Origin of the sequence: Bradyrhizobium sp. PRIMUS42, assembly GCF_023006515.1 — a bacterium.
Lineage (GTDB): Bacteria > Pseudomonadota > Alphaproteobacteria > Rhizobiales > Xanthobacteraceae > Bradyrhizobium.
Genome location: NZ_JALBGZ010001635.1, coordinates 1 through 403, shown reverse-complemented (window position 1 = coordinate 403; position 403 = coordinate 1). Strand labels below are relative to the sequence as shown.

1 protein-coding gene is annotated in these 403 nt (G+C 67.0%); it reads left to right on the top strand.

Annotation, left to right across the window (positions count from 1 at the left end; genetic code table 11):
- A partial coding sequence (locus tag MOV75_RS42035; protein ID WP_247008772.1) for a VCBS domain-containing protein occupies positions 1–403 on the top strand: 403 nt, incomplete at both ends.

The following is a 403-nucleotide window of genomic DNA, read 5'->3' as shown; positions in this document are numbered from 1 at the left end:
TCGGACTCGAAGTCCGTCACGGAAGGCGACACCGCGGCGGCGCTGAACACCAGCGGTCAGCTGACGATCGTGGATCCCGACACGGGCGAAGCCCATGTCGTCGCGCAGACCAACGCCCACGGCGCCTACGGCGACTTCTCGATCGATGCCAACGGCGCCTGGAGCTACACCGGCAACGGCGCCCATGACGAGCTCATCGCCGGCCAGCAGGTCCAGGACCAGTTCACCGTGACCAGCCAGGACGGCACCGCGAGCGGCACGGTGACGGTGACTATCACCGGCACCAATGATGCGGCCACGGTCTCGTCGGACTCGAAGTCCGTCACCGAAGGCAACACTGCCGCCGCATTGAACGCCAGCGGCCAGCTTACCATCACCGACCCGGATACGGGCCAGGCCCATG